This window comes from Methanopyrus sp. SNP6 (assembly GCF_002201895.1).
Lineage (GTDB): Archaea > JAADCQ01 > Methanopyri > Methanopyrales > Methanopyraceae > Methanopyrus.
The window spans coordinates 1,349,342-1,372,084 of the sequence record NZ_CP019436.1 but is presented as its reverse complement, the minus strand read 5'-3'; the positions used below and the strand labels follow the sequence as shown (position 1 = coordinate 1,372,084).

At 63.5% G+C, this 22,743-nt stretch carries 28 protein-coding genes; 11 read left to right on the top strand and 17 right to left on the bottom strand.

Features of this window, described 5'->3' with window-relative positions:
* Positions 1-7 precede the first annotated feature (7 nt).
* The 5 genes from BW921_RS07465 to BW921_RS07445 are packed head-to-tail and all read left to right on the top strand — an operon-like array spanning position 8 to position 2,174.
* On the top strand, positions 8-568 hold the full coding sequence (locus tag BW921_RS07465) for a 50S ribosomal protein L5 (RefSeq protein WP_148689216.1): 561 nt from the start codon (positions 8-10) through the stop codon (positions 566-568).
* Between the two features lie 14 nt (positions 569-582).
* The gene (locus BW921_RS07460; protein ID WP_011019590.1) at positions 583-729 is read left to right on the top strand and encodes a 30S ribosomal protein S14; all 147 of its coding nucleotides are present in this window, start codon (positions 583-585) and stop codon (positions 727-729) included.
* A 16-nt stretch (positions 730-745) separates the two neighbouring features.
* Positions 746-1,138 carry a 30S ribosomal protein S8 gene (locus BW921_RS07455; RefSeq protein WP_148689215.1) on the top strand — a complete coding sequence of 131 codons (393 nt, stop codon included), beginning with the start codon at positions 746-748 and terminating at the stop codon, positions 1,136-1,138.
* 49 nt (positions 1,139-1,187) lie between these two features.
* A complete protein-coding gene (locus BW921_RS07450; protein ID WP_394338951.1) occupies positions 1,188-1,766 on the top strand; it encodes a 50S ribosomal protein L6 in 579 nt (192 codons plus the stop codon).
* 12 nt (positions 1,767-1,778) lie between these two features.
* Positions 1,779-2,174 carry a 50S ribosomal protein L32e gene (locus BW921_RS07445; RefSeq protein ID WP_148689214.1) on the top strand — a complete coding sequence of 132 codons (396 nt, stop codon included), beginning with the start codon at positions 1,779-1,781 and terminating at the stop codon, positions 2,172-2,174.
* A gap of 11 nt (positions 2,175-2,185) precedes the next feature.
* Here BW921_RS07445 and purM read toward each other — a convergent pair whose 3' ends face one another.
* The 4 genes from purM to proS form a co-directional block, all read right to left on the bottom strand.
* The gene (gene purM, locus BW921_RS07440; protein ID WP_148689346.1) at positions 2,186-3,214 is read right to left on the bottom strand and encodes a phosphoribosylformylglycinamidine cyclo-ligase; all 1,029 of its coding nucleotides are present in this window, start codon (positions 3,212-3,214) and stop codon (positions 2,186-2,188) included.
* A gap of 22 nt (positions 3,215-3,236) precedes the next feature.
* Positions 3,237-5,195, bottom strand: a complete 1,959-nt coding sequence (locus BW921_RS07435; RefSeq protein ID WP_148689213.1) for a beta-CASP ribonuclease aCPSF1 — start codon at positions 5,193-5,195, stop codon at positions 3,237-3,239.
* A gap of 63 nt (positions 5,196-5,258) precedes the next feature.
* Entirely contained in the window at positions 5,259-5,891 is a 633-nt protein-coding gene (gene psmB / locus BW921_RS07430; protein WP_088336527.1) for an archaeal proteasome endopeptidase complex subunit beta, read from the bottom strand.
* Positions 5,892-5,934: 43 nt separating this feature from the next.
* Positions 5,935-7,290 carry a proline--tRNA ligase gene (gene proS, locus BW921_RS07425; RefSeq protein ID WP_343224375.1) on the bottom strand — a complete coding sequence of 452 codons (1,356 nt, stop codon included), beginning with the start codon at positions 7,288-7,290 and terminating at the stop codon, positions 5,935-5,937.
* A 77-nt stretch (positions 7,291-7,367) separates the two neighbouring features.
* Between proS and BW921_RS07420 the strand changes: the two genes are divergently transcribed.
* Complete coding sequence (locus BW921_RS07420) at positions 7,368-8,429, top strand: NAD(P)-dependent glycerol-1-phosphate dehydrogenase (RefSeq protein WP_198324594.1); 1,062 nt, start codon at positions 7,368-7,370, stop codon at positions 8,427-8,429.
* On the opposite strand, the gene BW921_RS07415 is transcribed toward BW921_RS07420, so the two are convergent.
* From BW921_RS07415 to BW921_RS07855, 3 genes are read right to left on the bottom strand one after another with little or no spacing between them, the layout of a single operon-like run.
* Positions 8,419-9,078 (bottom strand): peptidylprolyl isomerase, encoded by a 660-nt coding sequence (locus tag BW921_RS07415; RefSeq protein ID WP_148689211.1) that lies wholly within the window; start codon positions 9,076-9,078, stop codon positions 8,419-8,421. The two genes, BW921_RS07420 and BW921_RS07415, sit on opposite strands and share 11 nt — an antisense overlap.
* Before the next feature lie 5 nt (positions 9,079-9,083).
* The gene (locus tag BW921_RS07410; RefSeq protein ID WP_148689210.1) at positions 9,084-10,007 is read right to left on the bottom strand and encodes a SufD family Fe-S cluster assembly protein; all 924 of its coding nucleotides are present in this window, start codon (positions 10,005-10,007) and stop codon (positions 9,084-9,086) included.
* Positions 9,992-10,705 (bottom strand): ABC transporter ATP-binding protein, encoded by a 714-nt coding sequence (locus BW921_RS07855; RefSeq protein WP_168168858.1) that lies wholly within the window; start codon positions 10,703-10,705, stop codon positions 9,992-9,994. Before BW921_RS07855 ends, BW921_RS07410 begins: the two co-directional genes overlap by 16 nt.
* Before the next feature lie 222 nt (positions 10,706-10,927).
* Here BW921_RS07855 and BW921_RS07850 point away from each other — a divergent pair, with 222 nt between their 5' ends.
* Positions 10,928-11,962: a hypothetical protein gene (locus BW921_RS07850; protein WP_168168857.1), complete on the top strand. Its 1,035-nt coding sequence runs from the start codon at positions 10,928-10,930 to the stop codon at positions 11,960-11,962.
* Here BW921_RS07850 and BW921_RS07400 read toward each other — a convergent pair.
* From BW921_RS07400 to BW921_RS07355, 10 genes are all read right to left on the bottom strand, one after another.
* Positions 11,938-12,753 carry a YraN family protein gene (locus BW921_RS07400; protein ID WP_148689208.1) on the bottom strand — a complete coding sequence of 272 codons (816 nt, stop codon included), beginning with the start codon at positions 12,751-12,753 and terminating at the stop codon, positions 11,938-11,940. The two genes, BW921_RS07850 and BW921_RS07400, sit on opposite strands and share 25 nt — an antisense overlap.
* Before the next feature lie 116 nt (positions 12,754-12,869).
* Positions 12,870-14,306 (bottom strand): thiamine pyrophosphate-dependent enzyme, encoded by a 1,437-nt coding sequence (locus BW921_RS07395; RefSeq protein ID WP_148689207.1) that lies wholly within the window; start codon positions 14,304-14,306, stop codon positions 12,870-12,872.
* On the bottom strand, positions 14,303-14,983 hold the full coding sequence (locus BW921_RS07390) for an RNA ligase partner protein (protein ID WP_148689206.1): 681 nt from the start codon (positions 14,981-14,983) through the stop codon (positions 14,303-14,305). Before BW921_RS07390 ends, BW921_RS07395 begins: the two co-directional genes overlap by 4 nt.
* 3 nt (positions 14,984-14,986) lie before the next feature.
* Positions 14,987-15,661, bottom strand: coding sequence for a hypothetical protein (locus tag BW921_RS07385; RefSeq protein WP_148689205.1), 675 nt, complete (start codon positions 15,659-15,661; stop codon positions 14,987-14,989).
* Between the two features lie 90 nt (positions 15,662-15,751).
* Entirely contained in the window at positions 15,752-16,540 is a 789-nt protein-coding gene (locus BW921_RS07380) for a 4Fe-4S binding protein (protein WP_148689204.1), read from the bottom strand.
* A 214-nt stretch (positions 16,541-16,754) separates the two neighbouring features.
* Positions 16,755-17,339, bottom strand: coding sequence for a 4Fe-4S binding protein (locus BW921_RS07375; protein WP_148689203.1), 585 nt, complete (start codon positions 17,337-17,339; stop codon positions 16,755-16,757).
* A gap of 7 nt (positions 17,340-17,346) precedes the next feature.
* Positions 17,347-17,676, bottom strand: a complete 330-nt coding sequence (locus tag BW921_RS07370) for a NifB/NifX family molybdenum-iron cluster-binding protein (RefSeq protein WP_148689202.1) — start codon at positions 17,674-17,676, stop codon at positions 17,347-17,349.
* Entirely contained in the window at positions 17,677-17,916 is a 240-nt protein-coding gene (locus BW921_RS07365; RefSeq protein WP_210400457.1) for a hypothetical protein, read from the bottom strand.
* Positions 17,917-17,922: 6 nt separating this feature from the next.
* A complete protein-coding gene (locus BW921_RS07360; protein ID WP_148689201.1) occupies positions 17,923-18,105 on the bottom strand; it encodes a 4Fe-4S binding protein in 183 nt (60 codons plus the stop codon).
* Between the two features lie 39 nt (positions 18,106-18,144).
* The gene (locus tag BW921_RS07355; protein WP_148689200.1) at positions 18,145-18,549 is read right to left on the bottom strand and encodes a hypothetical protein; all 405 of its coding nucleotides are present in this window, start codon (positions 18,547-18,549) and stop codon (positions 18,145-18,147) included.
* Positions 18,550-18,628: 79 nt separating this feature from the next.
* Between BW921_RS07355 and BW921_RS07350 the strand changes: the two genes are divergently transcribed.
* Genes BW921_RS07350 through feoB form a run of 4 tightly spaced genes read left to right on the top strand, consistent with a single transcriptional unit; the run spans position 18,629 to position 22,601 of the window.
* Positions 18,629-19,000: a CBS domain-containing protein gene (locus BW921_RS07350; RefSeq protein ID WP_088336229.1), complete on the top strand. Its 372-nt coding sequence runs from the start codon at positions 18,629-18,631 to the stop codon at positions 18,998-19,000.
* 4 nt (positions 19,001-19,004) lie between these two features.
* Entirely contained in the window at positions 19,005-20,345 is a 1,341-nt protein-coding gene (locus tag BW921_RS07345; RefSeq protein ID WP_148689199.1) for an acetate--CoA ligase family protein, read from the top strand.
* Positions 20,346-20,389: 44 nt separating this feature from the next.
* Positions 20,390-20,617 (top strand): ferrous iron transport protein A, encoded by a 228-nt coding sequence (locus tag BW921_RS07340; protein ID WP_232452872.1) that lies wholly within the window; start codon positions 20,390-20,392, stop codon positions 20,615-20,617.
* 4 nt (positions 20,618-20,621) lie between these two features.
* Positions 20,622-22,601, top strand: coding sequence for a ferrous iron transport protein B (feoB, locus tag BW921_RS07335; RefSeq protein WP_148689198.1), 1,980 nt, complete (start codon positions 20,622-20,624; stop codon positions 22,599-22,601).
* Positions 22,602-22,743: the final 142 nt, after the last annotated feature.

Genomic DNA, 22,743 nt, shown 5'->3' with positions numbered 1-22,743 from the left:
TCCCCAGTTGGCCGTCGTCGACGAGGAGATCCGGCGTAAGATCCTGGAGGACTGGGAGAGCAACCCGATGCGGAAGCCGCACGTGGGCAAGGTCACCGTGAACATAGGCGTCGGCGAGTCCGGGGATCGGCTGCAGAAGGCCTACGAGCTCCTCCAGGAGCTCACCGGACAGAAGCCCGTCTATACCAGGGCCAAGCAGACGAACCCGAGCTTCGGGATCCGACGCGGCCAGCCTATCGGAGTGAAGGTGGACCTGCGACGAGAGCGGGCGATCGAGTTCCTCGACTGGACACTGGACGCCGTCGACAGGGAGCTCCACGAGTCGCAGTTCGACGAGTTCGGTAACGTGTGCTTCGGTCTGGAGGAGCACATCGCCCTTGAGGGCGTCGAGTACGATCCGGAGATAGGCATCTTCGGTATGGACATCGCCGTGACCCTGGAGCGCCCGGGCTTCCGAGTGATGAGGAGGCGTCGCTGTCGTCGCCCCGTCCCGCGCCGGCACCGGCTGACTAAGGAGGAGGGCATAGTCTTCATGGAGGAGGAGTTCGACGTGGAGGTCCTGCCCTGAGGGGGTGACCCGGAATGGCGAGGAGGGAGTTCGGCAAGGGCGCACGCCGGTGCCGGCGCTGCGGTGATACGCACGGAGTCATACAAAAGTACGGTATCATGCTGTGCAGGCAGTGTTTCCGAGAAGTGGCTGAAAAGATGGGGTTTAAGAAGTACAACTGAGGGGGGTTGGTATCGCTTGGCCATGATGGACCCACTCGCGGACGCGATGGCCACGATCAAGAACAACGAGATGGTAGGTAACAAGGAGTGCGTGATCGAGCCAGCGTCCAAGCTCATCGGTCGTGTGCTGAAAGTGATGCAGGAGTACGGTTACATCGGTAGCTTCGAGTTCATCGACGACGGTCGCTCCGGGAAGTTCCTAGTCAAGCTGGTCGGCAGGATCAACGACTGCGGTGTAATCAAGCCCAGACACCCGGTCAAGAAGGACGAGTGGGAGTACTGGGAGCAGCGCTACCTGCCGGCCCGAGACTTCGGCCTCCTGATCGTGACCACCCCCGAGGGCGTCATGAGCCACTACGAGGCGAAAGAGAAAGGCATCGGAGGACGGTTGCTCGCGTACGTGTATTGAGGGGGACTGGACTGTGGCGGAGGCTAAGCTAGAACCTGCGAAAGACGCCATTCCCGGCGTCGTCGTAATGGAGGAACGCGTCAAAATCAAGGACGACGTCGAGATCGAGATCTCCCAGCGCGAGGACCGGAGGTACGAGGTCACCGTCAAGGGTCCGAAAGGAGAAGTCACGAAGGAGTTTTACTACCCAGACGTGTACCTCTGGGTCGAGGACGACGAGGTCGTGATCGCCGCCACGAAGTCTAACCGGCGTCAGAAGGCCATCCTGGGCATGATCAAGGCCTACATCAAGAACATGCAGAAGGGCGTCACCGAGGGCCACGAATACAAGCTAAAGCTGGTGTACTCGCACTTCCCGCCAGAGGTCAAGGTGGACCAGAAGGAGGGTAAGGTCTACATCGAGAACTTCATGGGTGAGAACGTGCCGCGCGTCGCCGAGATCGTCGACCCGAAGAACACCGAGGTCATCGTACAGGGCCAGGACATCATCGTACGCGGTATCGATAAGGAGGCCGTCGGACAGACCGCCGCGAACCTGGAGCAGGCCACATACATCAAGGATCGGGATCCGCGTGTGTTCCAGGACGGTATTTACATCGTCGAGAAGGACGGCAAGAAGGTCGTGTAAGGGTGAGGTGCATTGGTACGGAACCCGAACCTCTCCAAGGAGGAGAAGCGCATGCTCAAGCTCCGGGAGGAACTCAAGCGGAAGAAGCCGAAGTTCCGCCGACAGGAGTGGCACCGGTACAAGCGGCTGGGTGAGAAGTGGCGCCGACCGAAGGGCCGTCACAGCAAGATGCGTAGGAAGCTCAAGAGCAGGCCGAAGATGCCGAATCCGGGGTACGGCTCCCCGAAGAAAGTCCGCGGCCTGCACCCGTCCGGGTACGAGGAGGTGCTGGTGTACAACCCGAAGGACTTGGAGAAGATCGACCCGAAGTGTCAGGCCGCGCGCATCGCCAGCCGGGTGGGGAAGAGGAAGCGCCAGGAGATCCTCGATAAGGCCGAAGAACTTGGGATCGTCGTACTGAACGCGTAATCTGGGTTTTGTCAGAGTTTCACCTCGTGCCCGTCCGCGTAAACGACCACCCCACGTCCCTCCTCCACGCGTCCCACGATCTTCGACTCCACGTGCTTCGACACCGCGTCGACGACGTCTTCGGCCTCCTCATCCGGGACGATCAACGCCATCCCCATCCCCATGTTGAACGTACGGTACATCTCGTCGACCGGTACGTTCCCCAGCTCCCTGATTATCTCGAACACAGGATGAGGCTCGAACGGATCGTCTAGCACGTAGCGCACGTCGTCTCGGAGCCGCTTCAGGTTCTCTACACCACCCCCGGTGATGTGGGCGATCCCACGCACCTCGTAGTCCCGGAGTACCTCCATAATGGGCCGGACGTAGATGCGCGTCGGTTCGAGAAGCTCCTCGGCCACGGTCTTACCGTGCGGGAGTTCGTCGTGCACGTCGTACTCCGAGAGGAGAACCTTCCTAGCCAACGTTAAGCCGTTGCTGTGGATCCCGGAGCTCCGCAATCCCACGATCGCGTCGCCGGGTTCCACGTCCTCCCCCGTGATCGGGTCACTTTCGACCCTACCCAGACAGGCGACCACGAGGTCGAACCCACGCCCTTCCTCCTCCCCGCGGATCACCTCCGGGAGCGTCGCCAGCTCTCCTCCGACAATCGGAGCGCCTGCCTCCCGAGCCCCTTTACCGAGTCCTTCCGCGATCTCCGCGCAGATGTCAGGGTCGGGGTCCTCCATAGCCAGATAGTCGAGGAAGGCCAGCGGTCGCGCCCCAAGGCACACCGCGTCGTTTGCGTTCATGGCGATCGCGTCGATGCCGACGGTGTCATACCGTCCGACCAGCTGGGCGACGAGGACCTTGGATCCCACGCCATCAACGTTGAGCGTCAGCAGCTCCCCGTGCACCTCGAGCACGGCGGCGTAGTGTCCGATTCCCTCGACTTCCCGGCAGCCCTCCGGTTCCACTTTGTATTTCTCCAGCACGTCTCGGATCGCCCGGACAGCTAGCGCCTCCTTGTCGATGTCCACCCCTGCGTCCTTGTAGGTCATCTCGGACAACTCGCCGTACCCCCTAAGTGAGACGGAAGCACTCCAGGTTCTCGGGCGCCATGGAAAAGACCTTCCTGATCTTGCGGCGTAGGTGGTTGGAGAAGTACTTACACGCGCGCGGCTCGCCGTGGTTCGTGAAGACCTTCGACGGCGGTGACGGGTGTATAGATTGCACGTATTTGGTGATCTCGATCTTGTCGCCGTGTCCACTGAACCCGCTCACGGTCTCGACGCGGAGCTCGATCCGTAAGGTCTCCGTCTTGCCCGTAGGAGTGGGTAGCGGAACCTCCTTAGCACCCTCTTGGATCTGCCTTCCGAGCGTGCCCTCGGCCTGGTAACCCACGAAGATTAGCGTGTTCTTGGAATCGTCGGAGAGCTCGCGCAGGTACTCCAAGATCGGGCCCCCTTCAAGCATACCGGAGGTAGAGAGGATTACCGCAGGTTCGCCGTCCTCTATGATCGCCTGACGGTGGTCCGACCCCTCCACGGGTTCGAAGATTTCAGAGGTGAACGGGTCGTCGTCCTCGTGTAGTATTCTGTGCTGCAGGCGGCGGTTGAGGTACTCCGGGTACGCCGTGTGGATGGCAGTCGCCTCGTAGATCATGCCGTCCAGGTACACCGGACCCTCGAGCTCGTCCTTACGGTACATGTCCTCCAGAACGAGCATGACCTCCTGAGCGCGTCCGACGGCGAAGGACGGTATGAGCACTTTACCACCCTTCTTCAGCGTGTTCCGCACGATCTTCCTGAACCGGTTCTCCTCCTTGCGACGGCTCCCGTGCCGCGAGTCTCCATAGGTGGCTTCGACGACCATCGAGTCGACTCGCTTGAACCTGTTATCCGCGCCTTCGAGCAACCTGGACGTGGTCGGGTTGATGTCGCCCGTGTACACGAAGTTGTGACCTTTATCCTGAAGGAACACGTGCACGGAGGCCGATCCCAGGATGTGACCGGCGTTGTAGAATGTGATGCTCATGTCGGGTGTGATGTCTGTGGGTTCCCTGTAGTCTATCGTGATCGTGCGCTTGATGACCTTTTTGACGTCCTTTTCGGTATACGGTGGCTCCTGGCCACGCTTCTCAAGGACCTTGATATAGTCCGTCAACAGTAGGTACATGAGGTCGCGGGTCGGTGGCGTGCAGTAGACCGGGACCCGGGTCTCGATGACCTTGTGTCGGTAGAAGTACGGAAGGAAGCCGCAGTGGTCAAGGTGCGCGTGCGTGATCACGATCGCGTCGAGGTCGTCCATACGGAACTCCGGGACGTTGAAGTGCGGGTAAGCGTCCGTACCGTTAGCGGCCACGTTCACGCCGCAGTCCAGAAGCACGCGACTCTCCTCGGTATGCAGGAACAGCGAGGATCGTCCGACTTCCTGGAAGCCTCCCAGAGCGCTGACCCGGGCCCAGCGTGATTCGATGCCGCGGCTCCGCGTTCGACCGCAGAAGATCCGGGCGCTGACGTTCCTCAGGAACTTACGGCGCGAGTCGTCCGAGAGTATCAATCGTCGCGTCGTGTTCACTGTCTTCGACGGGATTGGTGGCTGCCTGTAGATCCGAGGTACCCAACCTGTATCCCGGGAGATCCTGTGCACGTTCTTCCCGCGCTTGCCTATCACCAGTCCGGGTTTCTTAGAGAAGATCACTACCTCCCCGGTGTCCAGGAACAGCAGATCCCGTTCGCTGACCCCGGCCTCCTCGGGGATGATCTTCAGGATGACCTTCTTGGCCTCCTTAGCCGGGGAGAGCGCGGCGGGATTTGGCCTGATCTTGACGCGTTTCCTCAGGGCTTTAGCCAATTTCGTGACCAGGTCCGAATCGTCCTTGACGAAAGAGTGCGGCGAGTTAGTGTACAGGACGACCTCGGGACCTTCGAAGTCTATGTCGGTCACGACGATGTCCGATGGCAGCACTTCCTCGACTCTCTCCATGACCTTCTTTTTGACTTCTTCCAACGTCTTTTCGCCGCTTCTTCGCTCGCTCAACGCATCCGCCCCTGGCTTCACCGGTGATCACCGGGCTCGATTGCCCGAGGGAGAGGATGAGGATTACGAGAGGAGCTTCTCCACCTCCTCTTCTGGTAACTCTCGGTACCCCTCCTCCCGGGTGATGGTTACCACAGTCACCCCCTCACCGGTGCCAGTATCACGTTCGAGCGCGGATTTCACGGCACGGACTGCTACCTCGATCGCGTCGTCCAAAGACATCCTTTCCTCGTACTCGGCCTCGAGCACACCGTAGGCCGTCGGAGAGCCGGAACCCGTGGCCGTATAGTCCTCCTCGATGATAGATCCGCTGGGGTCCAGGTTGTACAGCGTCGGGTCGTCGTCGTTGAACCCGCCGACGATCAGCTGCACGAGGTACGGGCGAAACGCCTTGAGGCTTGAGTGCAGTACGTGCGAGGTCATGTTAGCCAGCGCTCTGGCGCTGATCGTCCGGTTATGCCTCAGCTCGTACAGTCTGGCCTCCGCCCGCATGAGGTCGACTATTTTCTGGGCGTCGGCCACCGAGCCGGCCGTGGTCACGCCGATGTAGTCGTGGATGCGGAAGATCTTCTTCACCTGCTTGCCCGCGATCAGGTTGCCCATTACGGCTCGCCGGTCGGCGGCCAACACGACTCCTTTATCGGCCAATACGCCGACTGTCGTGGTTCCCTTGGTGAGCTGGTCCAGCTCCTTCATCACGTCACTCAACTGCAAAACCAGACAACCCCTGATCCCAGTTTCAGTACGTTTTCGCGATACGGACGGTGTACTCGGCTGTTTCACCACAGATCGGACACCTTTCGAATTCGGTGTCTTCTTCGGGGTATGGAGTACCGAGAACGTCTCCACCGAATTCCTCCTCCATACGCATACCACAGCGCTTGGAACCACACCAACCGGTCTCGACGATCCCCTTACCAACCAGTCTTCGTGCCTCCTCAGGGGAGTCCGTTCGGAATATACCATTTTCGAACTTCTCGCGGGCCCGCTTCCGCAGCCTCATCGCGATCTCCTCCATCAGATCGGGAACGACCTCGGGCAGTTCTTCGAACGCGTACGTCTCACGATCGAGCTCGTCCCTACGGAAGACTACCGCGGTCCCCTCCTTGAGTTCCCGGGCTCCGAGCTCGATACGCAACGGGACACCCTTCAGCTCCCAGTAGTGGAACTTACGTCCCGGACTCATGTCGCGGTCGTCTACCTTGACCCGGACTTCCTCCTCCCGCAACATCTCCTCGACCTCCACAGCACGTTCCAGGATCTTCCGCCGAACTCCCTTCTTCAGGATAGGGACCACTACTACCTGATACGGTGCCACGTCCGGCGGCAGCACCAGGCCACGCTCGTCCCCGTGTATGGCTATCATCGAGGCCACCACTCGGTCCGATATACCGTAGCAGGTCATGTACACGTACTCCTGGTCGCCTTCCTCCGTCTCGTAGGTGACCTCGAATGTCTTCGCGAAGTTTTGACCGAGCATGTGGACGGTACCGATCTGCAGCGTCCGACCGTCCGGCATCAGCGTGTCGAAGGCCACTGTGTACTCGGCGCCCGGGAACTTGTCCCACTCCGGCCGCACCGACGCGATGTACGGAATCCCGAGCTCATCGAAGAACGACGAGTATATTTCCACCGCCTCCTTGACCTGCTCCTCCGCCTCTTCCTCGGTCGCGTGGGCAGTGTGAGCCTCCTTGAACGTGGTGATCTCCCGCATCCGGATCAGCGGTCGGGTGTGCTTTGTCTCATACCGGAAGGTGTTCACGACCTGGAATATCTTAAGCGGTAGGTCGGCGTGCGACCTGATCCACAGCGCGAACATCGGGTAGATCGCGGTCTCGCTGGTCGGTCGCAGCGCCAGCTTCTCGTCGAGTTCTTTGAGTCCCCCGTGAGTCACCCAGTACACCTCGTCCTCGAACCCTGCTATGTGCTCGGATTCCTTCTTCAGCTGGGTCTCCGGAATCAGCGTCGGGAACAGCACCTCCTCGTGCCCGGTCTCCCTCAGCTTTCGCCTCAGCTTCTCGACTACCCGTTGTCGGATCTCGAACCCGTATGGTAACCACACGTACATACCCTTAACGGGGTACCTCACGTCCATTATCTCCGCGCTGCGCAGGACCTCCGCGTACCACTCCGAGAACTCCAATCGATCACCCCTCTGGGGGTCGACGGAAGTTGAGCGTTCCCAAGAAACGCATGCAGCTCCCGAGAGAGGTCGTCGTGGGTTCGAACGTACTCCCCGAAGTTCCGAAGGTCCTACGTAGCGTCGGAATACCGAACGGAGTCGTCGCGGTGTTCTCCGGACGAACTACCATGAAGATCGCGGGGAACGAGGTCGTCGACTACCTCGAGGAAGCCGGGTACCAAACATCACCGGTGATCGTCGAGGGGTCGACCGGGGACGACGTGAAAAAAGCTTTGGAGGCGCTGGACGAGATCGACGCGGACGTGGTGGCCGCGGTGGGCGGCGGTAAGGTCATCGACGTGGCGAAGGTAGCATCGTACCGTCGGGATATCCCGTTCATCAGCGTTCCCACTTCCGCTTCCCACGATGGTATCGCGTCACCGTTCGCCTCCATCCGACGGAAGGGACGACCGTACTCCGAGCCCGCCCAGGCACCCCTGGCCATCCTGGCGGACATAGAAGTCATCCGAAAGGCCCCGGAGCGCCTCATCCGCGCCGGGGTCGGGGATGTCGTCTCCAACGTGACGGCTGTAAAGGACTGGCGACTGGCGCACCGGCTCAGGAACGAGCCCTACAGCGAGTACGCGTCTTCCCTATCGCTGATGGCGGCCCGGATCGTGATGAAGAACGCGAAGCCTATCGGTAATCTCCTACCGGAAGGCATCAAGAAGCTGGTTCAGGCGCTCATCAGCGGCGGGGTGGCTATGAGTATCGCGGGCTCCTCTAGACCGTGCAGTGGGTCGGAGCACCTCTTCAGCCATGCCCTGGACGTGATAGCGGAACGTCCGGCACTTCACGGCGAGCAGTGCGGTGTCGGCACCATCATCATGGAGTACCTCCACGGGGGCAACTGGCGGGAAATCCGTGAGACGCTCGAAACGGCGGGCGCGCCCACCACGGCCGAGGACCTAGGGGTGAGCGACGAGGAGATCATCGAGGCGCTCTGCATGGCGCACGAGATACGTCCGAACCGGTACACCATCTTAGGGGATAAAGGGCTAACGCGAAAGGCTGCGGAGAGGGCGGCCGAGGATACGGGCGTCATTCAGTGAAACGTTCCTCGAACACAACCTCTTCCACGGCGTCGTCGTATTCCATCATCAACTTCGCGAACCTCTGCTTCGCCCGTGCCCACGCCGGGCTGGCGGTGTCGCCGCCCTCTACCCTGACTCGCAGTGTGTTACCGTCCAGCTCCAGCTCCGCGTCGACGGACGGTACCATCGTCTCCAGCAGGCCCTCAGCCCGCTCCATCGTGTCCTTCAGTACGTCTACAACCTCCACCTCGTAGGTCAGCGTTTTGCCCGCCAGCGGGTGATTGAAGTCGACCCTTACCCGTCCACCGTCGACGCTGAGCACGCGACCGCGCCGACCGTCGGGACTCACGACGGTGTCCCCGGGCTTCACACTCCCTTCGAACTCGGACTTACGGTACGTCCGGACCAGCGAAGGGTCACGCTCTCCGAAGGCCTTCTCCGGAGGTACCTCGACCTCCAGCTCGTCCCCCGGTTCCGAGCCCATCAGCGCCTCCTCGACTGGTTCCCACACCATCCCGGCCCCGACCACGATCACCACCGGACCGGGCTTGACGTTCAGACCGTGCTCCTCCGCGACCTCCTTCCGCGTGGTGTCGATCACCTCGTCGGAGTCCCTCATGCGTCCAGTGTAGTGGATCTTTACGAAGTCACCTTTCTCGACGGCCACGACGATCAACCCCTTAACATCGCGTTCACGAGTAGTTCGACGGCTTCTTCCTCCGAGAGACCTCGGGACATCAGGGTCTCAACTTCCTTCTTCTCCACGGTACCGAGGGCGGCCTCGTGCGTCAACCTGGCACCGGGGTGGACTACCCGCAGCTTGGGAACACTGACGACCTTTCCGCCCCCTTTAATGATCTCCGAGCACTCGACGTGGCCGCGGGCGCCGTCCGCCTCCCCTGAAATCTCACCGACCAGCTCGATGAACGCGCCGTTGATCGCGGCCGCCTTGAAGTCCAGGAGTGTCCGCGCGTCCTCCCCGATCAACCGGACGCTCTCCACCGCCCGGACGCGATCCTCCTCGACGGCCCTTAGTCTCGCAACTCCCTCCATAGTAGCCCGCTCCTCGACGTGAGCGTCCATCCCCCACTCCAGCTCGCCGACCCGTCCTTCCGTGAGCTTGAATTCGGTCGTGAAGGACGCCTCGGGTCCCACGGACACGTCGTACTCGGCCTTCAGCCGTACGCCTCCTTCCCCGTGATAGTGTACGTCAGTGACCTTCACGTCCGCGCACTCACCGATCTCGAACTCAGCTTCCATCTCATGTACGACGTCACGTGCCCTCGGGAACGAACAGTGGGACATCAGCCGTATCTTCGCTTCGGGCTCCACGATCAGCCTCGTCACGATTCGCTGGACTCCCTCCGGCCACGGGACCCCCACGCACATGTGGATGGGCTCGTCGAACTCGTATCCCTCTTTCACCACGAGCTCGGCGACGACGGTGTCGTCTTCCTCCTCGGCGTTGAGCTCGAGGCCTTCCGCACCCTGAACGTTCACGACCTTGTTCTCGATGATCACGATCCGTGGCGTGTCCGGGCCCGCGTGGTAACCTGTGGGCTTGAACACCTCCTTGGGGCTCACTCCGCCCCGCACACCAAGCCACCCCCGCACATCAGGCACTTGAGCACCACGTCCCTTGGGTCTCCTTCATCGACGATCTTACCGTCCATCATCAGGTAGGCCCTGTCGCCGACCTGCTCCGCCAAGTCGCGGTTGTGCGTGATCAACAGCACTGCGGAACCTTCTTCCCTCATAGTCTCGATGACCTTCGCCAAATCCTCCATCGACGACATATCCAGTCCCGCGTCCGGCTCGTCCAGGATCACCAGGTTCGGCCTCATCGCCATCACCGCCGCCAGCTCGACGCGCTTCCGCTCGCCCCCGCTCAGGTTTTCACCACACTCGCGATCCCAGTATTCTTCAGGGTCGAGGCCGACGATCCGGAGACACCGTCGCGCCCAGTCCTCGTCGTCGGTGCAGACGGACAGGTATTCACCCACGGTCAGGCCCTCGAACCTCGCGGGCTCCTGCCAGGACATCGTCAGTCCCATCCTCGCCCGCTCGTACATTGGGAGGTCGGTGATATCCCGGCCCTTGAACCGGACCTCACCTTCGACTACCTCGTACCCGGAGCATCCCACGATGGTCTTCGCCAGCGTGCTCTTCCCCGACCCGTTGGGACCGATCAGGTCGACGATCTCGCCCTCGTCGACAGTCAGGGAGGCACCTCGAACGATCTCCGTCCCGTCCTTGGATTCCACCCGCAGGTCTTTAACCTCGAGCAGAGCCAACGTCTCAGGCCCCCGTACGCCCGCGACCCGGGCCCCTAGGAAGCGCTTCGCGCCACCGATGAGGGCCCGGCCCAACGGCCCGGGACACCGCCGGACCGACCGGCCAGGTGGGATGAGACCATCTGCCGACACCCGGGCACAGGGGGGCCTCGTACCTTTACAGTTACGCTTCCTCAGTCGAAAATTGTAGAACAATAAAGGGTATCCACCGGGGCTCTCCCGATGCCCGAGATCGAGGTTTATGAGATCGAACCGGAGCGGAAGCTCCTGGAGCTGCTCCGAGAGGTCCCGTCCGTCACGGAGGCCCCTGCGTGGGACGCTGTGTATCCCTACCAACGGCACGAAGAAGGACTGTTCCGAGAGGTAGTCCACGCGGTCCGGGAAATACTCTATGAGACCGAAGCCGCCCGGGTGTGCGTGGGACTCGAGGGTATGGACAGTACCCTGTGTGCGGCGGCAGCCGCCCGAGCCTGCGAGGAGTACGGGGTGGAGCTCGTCTGTTACACCGTCGGATTCTATCCCGGGATGCCACGCGAGCTCGTCCACGCGCGGGCGTATCTAGTCGCCTCCGAACTCGACAGCCGCTATGAGACCCCTGTCTACCTGTACCACCTCGACGTGCCACCTCCGGTCGGATCCAAGCGCGAACTCTGCCAGCTCTGCGGCCGGCTCCGGTTCGAAGTCGCGGCCCAGGCGTTTCCGGATTCCGTAATACTCGGAGGCGCGAACTTCGGCGAAGCCCCGCACAGGGCCCGACTCGACGCGATCACGCACCACGGACAGGCCGTCGAGTACCGACCCCTCCTCGATCTGGGCTTCGACAAAGGTCATGTGGTGGCGGCCCTACGTGAGGTTGATCTCCATTTTCCCAGGTTCGAGTGGTGGAAGAACGAGAGCGGGTGCGGAGTGCGGGATTACCTACGGGATCCCGATCCCGAAGGGGTGCTGGAGGCGGCCGAAGCCAACGACACGTTCCACCGGGTCCTACTCGAGGAGGGAGCCTGGTGCGGTCACCACTACGACACGGCCGTCGTGTTGTACGACGATGGGCGTGTGTACCCCGTGCTGATCCCGCTGCCTTGGGGATGGAACCGCGACGCTCAGCGGGCCGCGGAGGCGGCCTTCGACGAGCTCGCCGATAGGTGGGAGTTGGGGAGCCCGGAGGAGGTTCAGGAGGTGGACGATCCGCCCCTCGAGAGCATCCTCAAGCGGGCCCGACAACTCGGCACGGTTCAGCCCTCCACCTCGCCCAGGTAGACCACGCGCTCACCCGTCTCGACTTCCCCCTCCCACGAGCGCATCCTCGCCCGGTGCGTCCCTACGCTCACCGGCTCGGCGACGACGAACGCCGGGGATCCCCACCGGTTCAACACGACGAGCGTCGTACCGTCCGGGACCCTCACCCTGGGGTCCAGCTCCAGCAGGAATTCGTCCCCTTCGACCCCTTTGACGGCCCCCACGGTGTCCGAGGCCATGAGCTTCAGGAAGGCCAGCGCCTCAACCAGATCTTCGGCCTGGGAGCGGTCCCGAACCCGGACCAGCTCCGTAACCCGCCTTAGGTCGCCCTGGAAGGCTACGTAGAGATCCTCCCACGACACGTTCGAGGCGGCGGAGAGTAGTCCCAACATCTTATCCTGAAGTAAGTCCGACACTACCGCTCCCAGCTCGTCCACCGGCTCGACCTCCACGAACTCGGAGAACTCCCGTACCTCAACCCCGAGGTGGTCCGCGAGCGCCTCCGCTGACGGGTGTACCCGCCTCCCCATCACGAGCGGCCGATAACCCGTGAGCTCCGCCGCCACGTACGCTTGCCTCACCGCGTCCACGCCCACCGTTCCGGCCTTCACCTCGACGGCGTACCGCTCCCCATCCTTCTCCGCCACGATGTCGATCTCAGCGACCAGCTCGTTCTCCAGCTCCACCCGGTAGTTCCTAGCCACGACCTCGAAGCCTTCCTTCCGCAGGATCGAGGTCGCGATCTCCTCGGCGCTCTTACCGCGGCGGAGCAACGGACCACCGCCCGACTCGGCAGGCGGATGTCCGACCATCGATCACCTTACGGGCCCCGTACTCATCATCGTCAGGACCAAGATCGGATCCGGGCGTCGTCCCGACTGGTCGGGGCGCCTGTCCCTCCTCATCTACTCGGTGACCGGGGTTCTCCTCATCCCGACCCTGGCATCGGGACGTCCTCGTGCGGGAGCTCGACGACCACCACGGTGGTTTCTCCACTCATCTCCACGTCCCTGAGGGTTCTTTTCACCTCATCGGGGTCCGGTTTCCCGATCACTTCGACCTCGACGCCCAAGGACTCGGCTATACTCGGAACGTCGGCGTCCAGCCCCATCTTGGCCGCCCTACCTTCCTTTTCTTCCATCACCTGCCGGGTAAACCCGAGCTCCCCATTGCGGGTGACGAGCACCGCGATCTGGAGGTCCTCCCTGACCGCCGTCTCCAGCTCCTGGAAGGAGGCCATGAACCCTCCGTCTCCGGTCAGGGCGAGCACCATCTCGGGGACTCGGGCCGAAGCCCCTAGCGCAGCCGGGATCGCGAACCCCATAGGACAGAACGACCCGGAGTAGATCACCTCGGACGGGGAGGAAACCCGAGCGGCCAACAGCGCGGTGGGGGTAATCTGACCCGAGTCCACCGTAGCCGGTCCGATCCAGCCCTTCAGGGCGGCTTTCACGACCCGGTACAGCTCGAGGTCGAAGCCCGGCGGCTCACTCGGCTTCGGGTCCCATGGTTCCGTCCTCGGAGGATCCTCGAGCAGCGCTTCCACGAAGGCCCGCACGTCACACTCCACGACCTCGTCCGCGTCCTTCACCTCGAAACCTATCGCGACCGTGGTGGGCCAGTCGAGGTTCGCGCGCGTCCGCTCCGACAGTCGGGCCCCCAGTGCGAGCACGACGTCGGCTTCCTCTATCACGTCGTTCGCCCAGCCCCTGAGACCCACGACCCCGACATTACGAGGATGGTACTCAGGTACCACGCCTCGGCCGCGCATAGTCTCCACGACCGGCGCCTCCAGGATCCCACATAACCGCTCCACTAGCTCCCCGCACTGCGCGCGGTAACAACCCCTTCCCACCAGGATCGCCACGCGCTCGCCCTCCAGGAGCCCACGGACGCGCTCCACGTCCTCGGGATCCGGCTCGGCGGGTTCGATCCCCTCAAGCTCCGAGGAGACTTCGTCCGGGTCGAATCCCGGATCGACGTACAGTACAGGCTCCGAGCGGGCTAGGGTCCGCGCGGCTTCCCCCGGGTCGTCCGTCACCGTGAGTTCCGCGCCGTCCGACGCCATCGAGGGTACAAGCGACTGGAACCCGCGTTCGGTGATCTCCCCGGTTGCGCAGAGCACGGGCACGCGATCGGCCAGCGCGCACGCCAGCCCCGCCAGCGCGACCGCCACCCCAGGGCCTCGAGTCGCCAGGGCAGCCGCAGGCTCGCCCGAAACCTCGGCGGCCCCGATCGCCGCGTACACGGCCGCGTCCTCCCGCGTGGTCCGGACCAGCTCGTCACTCTCCGCGAGTCTCAGGTACGGTCGGGCCACGTCGTCCCCTGGCACTCCGAACACCGGACGTAGCCGGAACGAGATCATCCTTCCACCTCCTTCGACATTTCCAGGTATTCCTCGATCATATCTGGGAACGAACCCGCGGGCATGAAACGCAGCCCGAGCTCCCGGGCCCACCGCTCGATACCCTCGTCACTCGCCACCACGGCCGCGTCCAATTCCTTCGCGAGCAGGAGCACGTCCAGATCCGGCGCGCTGTCCAGCGTCCCGTGGCGCACCGTCTGACGATACTTCCGCCGGAAGCGTCGCACCGTTTCCCCAATCACCTCCCGGATGATCCGCTCCTTAGGCACGTCCGCCTCCTCACGTAACATGATCTCGTACGCCTCCAGGGCCGCCTCCCAGATGGCCTTCTCGGCCCGTTTCCTCCCACGGTCCAGCCGCTCCCTCATATCCTTCACATAGGCCATGAACAACCGAGCCGGGACCTTGACATCGTACCGGTTCGGGGTCTTCTTTACGATCCACGTGTCGATCCTGGACAACAACTCCGGACACCCGTTCCGCTCCAGGAACCCCTTTAGCTCCCTGTACACCGTGGGGTACGGGATGTAGCAGCTGATGGCCAGTTCCATCCGAGCCCTACCGATCAAGTCCAGTATACGAGTCACCGCCTCGCATAGGTCACCTTCTCCGAGCTCATCCACCACGCCCTGGTCGGTGAACGCCGTAGTGTCTAGCACGAACCGTTGTTTGTACACGCGTCAGTCACCCCGAGCGGACAGGAATACCAGACCCGTCCGCGTGATCCTGGCTTCGAACTCGATCAACTCGCGGCCCAGGCGGCACCGCGCGACCTTACCGTCGCGAACCCTGCGAACGCCGAGGAACCTGTACTCAGGGTGCGTCCATGGGCGCGTCTCTTCGCCACCGAACGCATGTAGTATCCGGGCGACGGCGTTCACCGGGTTCGGACGTCCTGCGGGGTCAGGTGGGACGACGTCCACGTAGAGGAACTCCCGAGCCGTGTACACGGCCAGACCCGTCAGCTCGACGCCGTTCACGCGTTCCGTGGCGGTTTCCATCTCCAGGACGTCCACGTCGCATTCCTCCAAGGCGCGGATCACCGCCTTCCTCAGGTCCCGTTTCGTTCCGGTCGACTCGAAATCCAGGAGGCCGTACGGGTCGCGACGGGCCAGGCGGCGGCGTTCCGGGCGCTCCCCGGTTATCTCCTCCGCCTCCCTCGCGCCGTGGGGGGTCAGCGTGTATACACAGGAGGCTGTCCACGGGTCGAACGTGACCGTGAGCACCGGACGACCGTCAACGAAGACGCGGTCGGCCCGGACCGGTCCTCGGATGCGCTCCACGGTCACCTCCCGGTCTGCGATCCCGAGGTCCGAGCCGGTCAGCTCCTCGAGCACCTCCCGGTACTCCTCCAACTCCCCGCGGGAAGGTTCCCTCACCGGCAGGGTGGTCGTCCCCATTGGGGGTCACGCGGGGTTCCAGGGTTTAAGGCCTCAGGGTCGCCGTTACGCGTCCTGAAACGATACCTCGGACCGGATCTCCTCGACGACCTCCCGCGCGTAGGGTCGGAGCGCCCGGTACAGCGCCCGCGCGTCTCTTCGCAGCGCTGCGTCCAGCACGTCCTCTGACTCCGGGACGATCACGTCGAAGTCACCGTCCGATCCGTCCGACCGGTTCAGGACGGTAACGGCGGGTATTCGGAACCTCTCGACCAGGATCCTGGCGCGCTCGAAGTCGTGACGGGCCGCGGGGTCCGGAGCTGTTACCAGTACCGCGACGTCGGCGTGGGAGAGGGCCGCGACCACGGGACATCCCAGCCCAGCCGGACAGTCGATCACGCACGGGCGTCGAGGGACCATCCTGTGGATCAAGTGCGCCAGCTCGGGTACCCAGGGCTCGGACTCCGGATGGATCACCTCGAGGTCCAAGTCCGGGTTGCGCGACCTGACTATCTCACCGAGAACCTCCGACTCGAACTCGATCGCGTCCTCGGGACAGGCGATCGCGCAAATCCCGCACCCGTCGCAGGCCGTGGGATCCTCGACGGCGTTCCAAGGGCAGACTTCCGAGCACCTCCCGCATCCGACGCAATCGTCGGTTCTGACCGCGTAACGGGCCATGATCTCTCCCAATGCTTCCTCGACTTCCAGTTCCAGGTACGCGGGTACGTCGGGTTCGGTCACGTCGGCATCCACCAGCGGTACCCCTAGCTCCGCCGCCAGGGCGATCGAGAAAACCGTCTTCCCCACGCCGCCCTTCCCTCCCAAGACGACGACCCTGAACTCAGGATCCAACGCGGCACCCCCCGGTTACACGACCTCATCCAGGCAAAGCTCCACCGCCTCCCTAAAACCCCCGATCGGAGCGGATCGTCCACGGTAGGGGCCTCGACGACATGGGCTCGGACCTCCTCCTCGATCCTACATCTCCAGAGATCCGACAGGTCGGACCTGTTGATCAGGATGACTACATCGGTCCCGGCGCGGTCGGCGATGCGCATCAGACGTCTCAGGTCGCGGCCGCCGGGGTCGGCTGCGTCACGGCGATCGCGGCGTCAGCGGCCTTGAGCGCGTCGTACACGTCCTTACCTGCACCGGCCGGCGTATCGAGGATAAGGTCCTTTCCGTCGTCCGCACCCTCCAGAAGGGTTCGAACCAGGTGTCGGGACCGTCGATCACCCACGTCGAGCGTTCCGGAGGTTAGAATCGCCCCGGTTACGGACACCTGGTATCTCCTCACCTCACCGATCCGGACGCAGTCGTACGCTAGGGCGCCGTTGGGACAGCTCTCGACGCATAGTCCACAGCCATGACACAGATGGGGGTCCAGATCCCACGAACGCCCGACCACGAGGGCACCAGGCGCACAGGCCCGCGCGCACGTCCCGCAGAGATCGCACTCGTCTTCGTCCTCAAGCTTCGGGCACGGAATGTACACGTCGGACCGATCGATCTCCTCGCAGTCGAGGTAGAGATGGAGGTTGGGGGTGGTGACGTCCAGGTCTAGGGCGTCCCAACCCAGGATCCTGTGGACGTGGGCAGCGACCGTGGTCTTGCCGACTCCTCCCTTACCGCCCGTGATAGCCAGCCACATTCCAGGATCACTCCTCGGATAACTCGCCGCGGGCGGCCTTCAGGGCCGCCTCTTCCGGATCGGTCCCAGGTTCCGCTACGTAAGCCTTTATCCCTTGGGCCTTGAGACCTTGGAGTGCGTTGGGACCATAACGCGCGGCGACCGTGGCTTCGACGTTCATTTCCGTGAGGACCGTGAGGATCTGCCTACCGGCCCCGCGCGGGACGTTCGCGACCGGGTTACCCTTGGACTCTACGAGCTCGACGTCGTCATCCTTCACCTCGTACACGCGGATCTCCGGGGCTCGGGCGAACCGAGTGGACACCCCATCACCCTCCACCATTACGGCCACACGCACTTACCTGGGACCCCCTCGCCCCGGACCACCGTGACCTCCGCGGCCGGGACCGCCACGGCCCATACCGCGTCCGAGACCGGCGTAGCCTCCCCAAGTACCAGGTCCGGGGTTCAGCCTGTGGATGAACACGGCTGGGGCTCCGCAGTTCGGACAGCTCGAGGGCTTGGGAGCACCGTACGGCACCTCGATGATCTCACCGCACCTGGAACACCGGAAGACCTTCACGTCGCGTCGGATCAAGCCCGATCACCCCCTCTTGGGTTCCATCCGGAGCGCACTCGCCGGACAGGCTCGGTCGCACGCTCCGCAGGCACGGCACTTGGAGGCGTCCACCTCGACGTACCCGACGGAAACGAGGAGAACACCGGTGGGACAGGCTCGCATGCACTCACCACATCCCTCGCACTCCGAAGCGTCGTGCACGAACACCGCCTGAGGTGTCTCCGCCCGGGTTACTTCTCTCCTTGGTTACTTCTCCCCTTCCACCTCTCGCAGCCGCTTCTCGAGTTCCTCGAGCTTCTTCCGCAGCTCCTCCACCGTTTTCCCGCTTTCCGAGCCCTTCGGCACGCTTTCCGCGAGCTTCTCTACGGCCTTGGCGAAGTCTTCCCCGAAAGCCTCGCGTATCGCCTCCAGTACCTCCTTCCTGGTCTCCTCGTCCGCCGTTGCTAGCCACCACCAACCACCTCCCCAACCGGGACCACCGCGCCAGCCTCCCCTCCACCAACCACCGGGCCACGCCGGTGCCGGCGTACCTCCTTCACCCAATACCTGCCAGACGTGCTTTATCTCTCCCGTTTCCGTGTCCTCGTAGAACGCGTGTGGACCTAATCCGCACCTGCACGGGCCGATGTACCTATATCGTCGGCTCGCCATGCCTTTCCCCCTTAGGCCCTCCTAACGCCGCGATTAGGGTGATCTAACGCGGTAATAAAACTTTGGGGATGGAAAGGCCGTGCCCACGGTCCGGGACGCGATGACCGAGGACGTCGTGGTCGTGAGGCCGGACGAGCCCCTGGAGCGCGTGCTCCGGACGTTCGCGTCCGAGTCGATCCACGGGGTGCCCGTCGTCGAAGAGGGTAGTCGATTGATCGGGATCGTGACGTCGGTCGACGTTGTCCGCGCCCTGGCCTCGGGCGAGTGGAGAGAGCTGACCGCGGGCGAGGTCACCCGGAAGGCCGTGACCGTGAACCCCGACGAGGATCTCGAGACCGCACTGGACCTGATGGCGGCCGTCGGTGAGGACCGTGCGGTAGTGGTTGAGGATGGGGAAGTCGTCGGCGTACTCACCGTACTGGACGCTATCCGCGTGCTGTTAGGGGAGTGAACCGTTGAACCGGCTCTTCCACCCGGAGGCAGTCGCCGTGGTCGGCGCTTCCCGAGATCCCTCGAAAGTAGGTCACGGTGTCTTCCGGAACTTGCTACGCGACTTCGACGGGCCGGTGTACCCGGTGAACCCCCACGCCGACGAGCTCCTAGGTCGACGCTGCTACCCGTCGCTCCTCGAGCTCCCCAAACGGGTTGACCTCGCGGTGATCGCGGTCCCCGCTCCAGTCGTCCCGGAAGTGGTACGCGAGGCCGGGGAAGCAGGAGTACCGTACTGCGTGGTGATCTCCGCGGGCTTCTCCGAGGCTGGCAACGAAGACCTCGAGCGGGAGCTGGTTAGGACCGCCCGGAAGGTCGGCGTCCGGCTGGTAGGCCCCAACTGCCTCGGGATCATCAACGCGAAGATCGGGTTGAACGCGTCCTTCTCGGCGGAGTCCCCTCCTCCGGGCAACATCGCGTTCGTGACGCAGAGCGGGGCCCTCGCGACCTCGGTAATCGACTGGTTCTCTTCCGGGGACGTCGGGGCCGTAGGCGTGGGATTCAGCAAGTTCGTGAGCCTGGGTAACGCGGCCGACCTGGACTTCCACGATTTCCTCGAGTACCTGGCGGAGGACGACGATACCGACGTGGTCGTGCTGTACCTGGAGGGCGTCAAGGACGGGTCGCGATTCCTGGACGCGCTGTCCGAGTGCTCCGGGCGTAAGCCAGTGATCGTGCTCAAGGGCGGCAGAACGGAGGCCGGGGCCGAGGCGGTCGGCACCCACACCGGTTCACTGGCGGGATCGGGAGAGGTCTACGAGGGACTCATCGAGGGGGAGGGTGGTATCTTCGTGAGAGGGTTCGAGGAGGCGTTCGATGCGGCGAAGCTACTGGCAAAGGCAGGTCCCCCGACTTCGGACCGCGTGCTGATCGTGACGAACGCCGGGGGCGGCGGGATCCTGGCGACGGACGCCCTGCACGAGCTGGGCTTCGAGCTCCCGGAGCCCGCGGGAGACCCTTCGGTACTGCCACCGGAGGCGGCCACGGGTAACCCCGTCGACGTGTTGGGTGACGCGAACGCGGAGCGTTACCGGGTCGCGCTGGAGGAGTTCGCTGATTCCGACCGGTACGGGGCCGTGATGGTTATCCTCACGCCGCAGAGCGTGACGGAGCCCGTGAAAACCGCACGGGCGGTCGTGGAGTTCGCCGAGGAGTTCCCAGGACCGGTAATCGGTGTCTGGATGGGACGACACTCCGTGGCACTTGGGATCAGGGTTCTAGAGGAGGGTGGAGTGCCTACGTTCCCCTCACCCGAGCGCGCCGCGAGGGCACTGTACCACGCGGCCAGGTGGGCGGAAGTATTATAATGTTAGGCACGCCTAGCAATTAAATACCAACGGTGGGTGGTGCCGTGAGGACGCTGCTGGAGGTGCCAGAGGGGAGGACGGTCCGCGTCGTAGACGTGGCCGCCGGTAAGGGAGCGGCCGCTATGCTGTACGAGCTCGGGATCCGGCCCGGAGCACGCGTCGAGGTCGTGAAGTCCGGTCCGGGTCCCGTGATCGTGCGCGTCGGCGGTGCGAAGTACTCCCTGGGTCGCGGCCTTGCGGCCAAAGTGATCGTCGAGGAGGAACAGGGGTGAGGCGATGAGGACGGTAGCGCTGGCGGGACCACCGAACGTGGGTAAGACCACCATAATGTCCCGTGTCTGCCGCGCGAACCTGGAGGTCGGGAACTGGCCAGGGGTCACTGTCGAGAGGAAGACGTGCACGTACGAGTTCCGAGGGAAGCGGTACCGTCTCATCGACCTACCGGGCACGTACAGCCTCACGGCTTTCTCCGAAGACCAGCGCGTCGCCCGCGACTACCTGCTCGGCCGGACCGACGGTAAGCCGGATGCCGTGGTCGTCGTCGGGGACGCGCTCAACGTGGCCGGAGCCGTTCGCGTGTTCCTCGAGATCGCAGAGCTCGGGTACCACCACGTCATCCTGGCCGTGAACATGCTCGACGAAGCGGAGCGTACGGGCATCGGCATCGACCTGAAGCGACTGGAGCGCGAACTAGGAGCTCCTGTGGTCGGCCTCTCCGCGAAGCGAGGGTACGGGATCGAGCGCCTCAAGCGCGCGATCGCGGACGTCGTACAGGGAAGGGTCGAGCCGAATCCCATATCCCTCCGATACCCTCGCGAGGTCGAGAGGGCCGTGAAGAAGCTCGCCCCGGAGGTCGGTGGGAAGCTCCGTGAGTACCCACCGCGCTGGGCCATCCTCAAGCTTCTCGAGGGGGACCCCGAACTCCTCCAGGAACTCGAAAAACGCGATCCCGAACTTCTAAAACGGGTTAAAGAAGTCAAGAAACGTATCGCCGAGCGGACCTCCCACGACCCGGCCGTCCTGATCTCACAGGCCCGAGACGAGCTCGCCACGCGGATCGCCCGGAGCTGCGTGACGGGTCGGCCTTCGCTCTCCCGTCAGGACCGGATCGACCGCGTCCTCACACACCCTGTGTGGGGCACCCTCTTCGCCCTGGGCGTGCTCGGGACGGTGTTCGCGTTGTCGTTCTTCCTGGGTGACCCCATCTCCGAGCTCGTGGAGGGGGCGTTCGACCACCTCGTCTGGTTCGCCCGGGGTCTGCCAGCACCGTGGTCCGACGTCTTCGCCGAGGGCGTGATCCCCGGCGTGGGAACAGTTCTCGCCATGTATCCGTACGTGTTCGTCATGTTACTGCTCCTCACCGTGCTCGAGGACGTCGGCTACACGGCCCGCCTCGCCGCTTTAGCGTCCGGTCTGCTCGCCCGCCTCGGTCTCCACGGCAAGACCGTGTTCCCCGCAGTCCTGTCCCTTTCCTGCAATGTGCCAGGGATCACGGCGAGCCGGATCATCGAGGATGAACGGGCCCGTCTACTGACCGCAATCGTCGTACCGATGATCCCATGCGGTGCTCGCCTTGAGGTGATTACGTTCCTAACGGCGAAGCTACCGGACCCCTGGCGCGTGCCGGCCGCCGTCTCCATCTACGTCGTCGCCCTCTCTCTGTTCGCAGTCACGTCCTACGTCCTACACCGCCTCCTCTTCGGTAAGCCGGAGCCCCACCGCGGGCACGTGATCGAGCTCCCACGCCTCCGTAAGCCACACCTACGCACGGTGCTCACCGTTACTTGGCTACGCTCGAACGAGTTCCTCCAGAAGGCCGGTACGATCATCTTGGCGGCCTCGGTCCTGCTCTGGACCGCCACCCGGTACCCGAAACCGTTAGGGACCGGTGGAAGCGCGATCGAGCTCGTCGGTAAGTCCCTCGAGCCGGTGACGGTAGCCCTCCTAGGGCTGGACTGGAAGGGAGCCGTGGCACCCCTCAACGGGATCGTTGCGAAGGAGATCGTCATCTCCACCCTCGCCATGCTGCACGCGCACCCCACACCCGAGAACGCCTACGTGCTCACCCTGGTGAGCGCGCTGTACATCCCGTGCGCCGCCACGATAGGTGCGGTCTACTCGGAAACCGGTTCCTTGAGATACACCGCGCTCTCCGTCGCGGCGAACCTATCCCTCGCGACCCTGGTCGGCGCGGCAGCGCACCATGCGCTCGTGGCGCTCGGCGGCTGGACTCGCAGTTACGTTGTTTTCCCGTGAATGGTGTCCCGACTGTCACTCCTTCTCACCCAGGAGGGAGCCCGGCCGATGAGGAATGGCGCCGGGACGAGGACCTCCCGATGACCGGGGGTAACGGGAGCTGAGGCCAACGATGTGGTAAGTCAGCCGACTCCAAGTCCGG